General features: G+C 48.6%; 4 protein-coding genes. 2 read left to right on the forward strand and 2 right to left on the reverse strand.

Translation table 11 applies throughout. The annotated features are described in order from the left end of the window. Window positions 1-459: N-acetylneuraminate synthase family protein (locus tag AB7C91_RS13740; RefSeq protein WP_428592433.1), on the forward strand; the 459-nt coding region annotated here is incomplete at its 5' end. After that, window positions 440-928 carry a GNAT family N-acetyltransferase gene (locus AB7C91_RS13745; protein ID WP_428592436.1) on the forward strand — a complete coding sequence of 163 codons (489 nt, stop codon included), beginning with the start codon at window positions 440-442 and terminating at the stop codon, window positions 926-928. The genes AB7C91_RS13740 and AB7C91_RS13745, both read left to right, overlap by 20 nt. A gap of 279 nt (window positions 929-1,207) precedes the next feature. On the opposite strand, the gene AB7C91_RS13750 is transcribed toward AB7C91_RS13745, so the two are convergent. Together AB7C91_RS13750 and istA are read right to left on the reverse strand one after the other, a co-directional pair. Continuing rightward, complete coding sequence (locus AB7C91_RS13750; protein WP_428592439.1) at window positions 1,208-2,020, reverse strand: ATP-binding protein; 813 nt, start codon at window positions 2,018-2,020, stop codon at window positions 1,208-1,210. After that, window positions 2,013-3,034, reverse strand: a 1,022-nt coding sequence (istA, locus tag AB7C91_RS13755) for an IS21 family transposase (RefSeq protein ID WP_428592442.1), incomplete at its 5' end; no start/stop codon positions are given. The genes AB7C91_RS13750 and istA, both read right to left, overlap by 8 nt.

Raw genomic sequence — 3,034 nt, forward strand, 5'->3', positions numbered from 1 at the left:
CTGGCCAATATTCCTGATATGCAACGCAGGTTCGGGACTCCCGTAGGGCTTTCGGATCACAGCATGGGAAGTCTGGGTGCAGTGGTAGGGGTGGCCTTGGGAGCTTGTGTAATCGAGAAGCATGTTTGTCTCCCTGGTGTAGAAAGTGCTGATAGTAAATTCAGTATGCCACTGAAAGAATTTGCACAGATGGTAAAAGATGTTCGTAATGCAGGGCTTATTGCAAGGGGGCCGGATTATTCCCTGACCGAGGGTGAGAAAGCCTCGAAGATTTTCCGCAGGAGCCTGTTTGCGGTAAGGGATATCAAGAAGGGTGAAACATTCACCAGCGATAACATCCGTAGCATCAGGCCATCCTATGGGATCAAACCCAAACTATTAGCACGGATTATCGGAAAGGCCGCATTGCGCGACATTTCTTTTGGAGAACCACTTTTGGATGAAGATGCAAAATATTAATACAGAGAGGCTGGTTCTTAGGGAAATAAAGGAGTCGGATGCCCAGCAGTTGGTGAAATGGCGTTCGGATCCTGAAGTATATAAATACTTCATTATACCAAGAACGTTAACTGTCGAGGAACATTTGAATTGGTATCGCAATTCGTATGTTTCAGATGCCAATCGCATTGATTTGATTGCCTTGGAGCGTTTTAAGCAAAATCCCGTGGGGGTTTTCGGAATCAAGAAGAAGGTTGGAGGGACCTGCGTTGAAATCAGTTATCTGGTGGACCCGCAATACCAGTCCCGGGGATATGCACGGGAAGCCATGATTGCCCTCATGTTTTTTGCAAAAGAGAAGTGGGGTTGTGAAACAGCAATGGCAGAGATACATAAAAATAATATTTCTTCAATTGAATTTGCAAAACGGTTAGGTTTCTCTGAAATAAAGATAGAATCAGACTTTGTGGTAATGAACAAGAAATTGTAACCGCTCCGTATTTTGATCAGAAAACTATCGGTACCCCTTAGCTTGTAGACAGCATCGCAATTTTCGGCATTTCCAGCATTCCAATTTTCCGGATTGGAAAAGACATGGTTTTCCCGCCTTTTGGAAAAAGGTACTTTCAAAACGTAAGTGAATTTGTAGACAGCATCACAATTTTCGGCATTTCCAGCATTCCAATTTTCCGGATTGGAAAAGACATGGTTTTCCCGCCTTTTAGGAAAAGGTACTTTCAAAACGTAATTGAATTTTCGGGGTTGGTGGTTACCGGGTAGCCTCGGACGTTGAGGAAGCGTTTTCTTCCTCCTCAGTTCTGGGACCCTTCTCGTCGATGGACAGCAAAGTCCCGCGACCGTAGAGGATGTTGATGATCTGCAGCACCTTGAAGTCGTCACCGATCAAATGGCGCGGCCAATCCTCAAGATGATGATGAGTAGTGACAAATGTGGCGCGGATCTTCTTTTTGGTCTTCGGACTGAGATGATCGTCGATCCTGGTCCTGAGCAATACATAGAGGCTGTCAAGCAGATCGGCATCATGGATGTTCATGCAGGCGAAATCGTCGATGATCAGACACTCCACCTTGGTGAGTATCCGATACAGTGTGTTGCTGGAGGGAAGCCTCCCATGGGTCTGCAAAACCTCCATCAGATGATGGAAATCGATAAAGCGCGCCGATTTTCCCTCCCTGCACAATCGGTCACCCAATCCGATGGCGACCTTCTCCTTGCCGCAATCGGGAGGACCGTAAAGAACGAGATTCGGTTTTCTGCTCCTGTCAGTGAGACAATCGAGTGTCATGAACCTATCATACACCTCCTTGTCGGTCTTTGACAGACAGGAGTTGTCGAAATCAGCGAGGGTGGGATGATCGGGATACCCGGGTAGGAACGCCTCCTCCAGAAGCTTGTTGACGTTGTCGTTTTCCTTGGCAGCAATCGCATCGATAATTGATTCTGCAATCTCCTCCCGGAGGTCAGGATGCGATTCAAAGAGGTTTGCAAGAATGCCTCCAAGATAGCGGTTGTTGAATGAGGCGATATCCTGCAGCACCTGCTTGGTGAACTGGTCACGCATAGATCAGCTTCCAGTCAACTGAGATCTTCTGCGGCAGATTGCCACCAAGCCATCGGGAGATGTTGGAATGGATCGGTTTGGATCGTTTCTGCCTGAGCTTTCCTGAATGCCTACTGTGGCAATACTGATGCCGAACATGAACGGGCAAGTCACGCTTACCCAGGATGACCAGCTTGCCGTCGAAGTAGCCGAAGATGGTATCCTCAAGGTCGATTATCTTCCCCTCGATACCGGCAAAGCGCATATCGACATTGAAGACCCGGCCACGAAAGGCAACGCACCCATCCTTGGAGACCTTGGCTGTGGTATCCTCCAGATAGGGAATCTGGGGAAGCGGATTCAGGTTCTCTGAACAAAGGCGATCGTACGGAATTTCCATGGTGGTCATGTGCTCCTGATGATTGACCTCATCACACCACTGCATGGCCTGCTCATTCAGATCGATCAGCGAGTGTCCTGTCTTCTTGGGGAGCATGGGCATGAAGCCTTCTTTAAAATATTTCACGACTCGCTCGACTTTGCCTTTTTGTTGCGGTCTCCTTATCCTGCAAAGAGTTATGTCAAATCCGACATGGTCCGCGAAGGCGGTGAACTCGGGAATCAGCATCCGTTCGAGCGAGTTGCCACCCTTCGTGGTAAGACAGCGGTTCACGATCTGGGGCATGTTGTCAAAGAGCACTTCCTTGGTGCTGCCACCGTAATACGTGAAGGCGTTCTCGATGCATCTGATCAAGGTCATCGTGGTCATCTCGGTTACAAATTCGACATATCGCATCCGTGAGTAGCCGAGGATCATGAAGAAGGCGTAGATGGGGCGTTCAATACCATCGATGGTTGCAGAGAACCCTTTGAACGAAGCCCAGTCGGCCTGAGCTTGTTGTCCGGGGGATGTTTCATACCGGATGGCTGCCATGTCCAGATCGTATTTGATCTTCCTTACCGCCTTGGTGACCGTCGACAATGACAGACAGGCACCGAGTCTGATGAGAAGCTGGAATATGGATGTGGCTTGCA

The organism is Sphaerochaeta sp., from assembly GCF_050256055.1.
GTDB lineage: Bacteria > Spirochaetota > Spirochaetia > Sphaerochaetales > Sphaerochaetaceae > Sphaerochaeta.

Excerpts from the sequence above, each read along its gene's own strand:
- AB7C91_RS13750 (WP_428592439.1), bottom strand. The coding sequence starts at position 2,020 with ATGCGTGACCAGTTCACCAAGCAGGTGCTGCAGGATATCGCCTCATTC.
- AB7C91_RS13745 (WP_428592436.1), top strand. The coding sequence starts at position 440 with ATGAAGATGCAAAATATTAATACAGAGAGGCTGGTTCTTAGGGAAATA.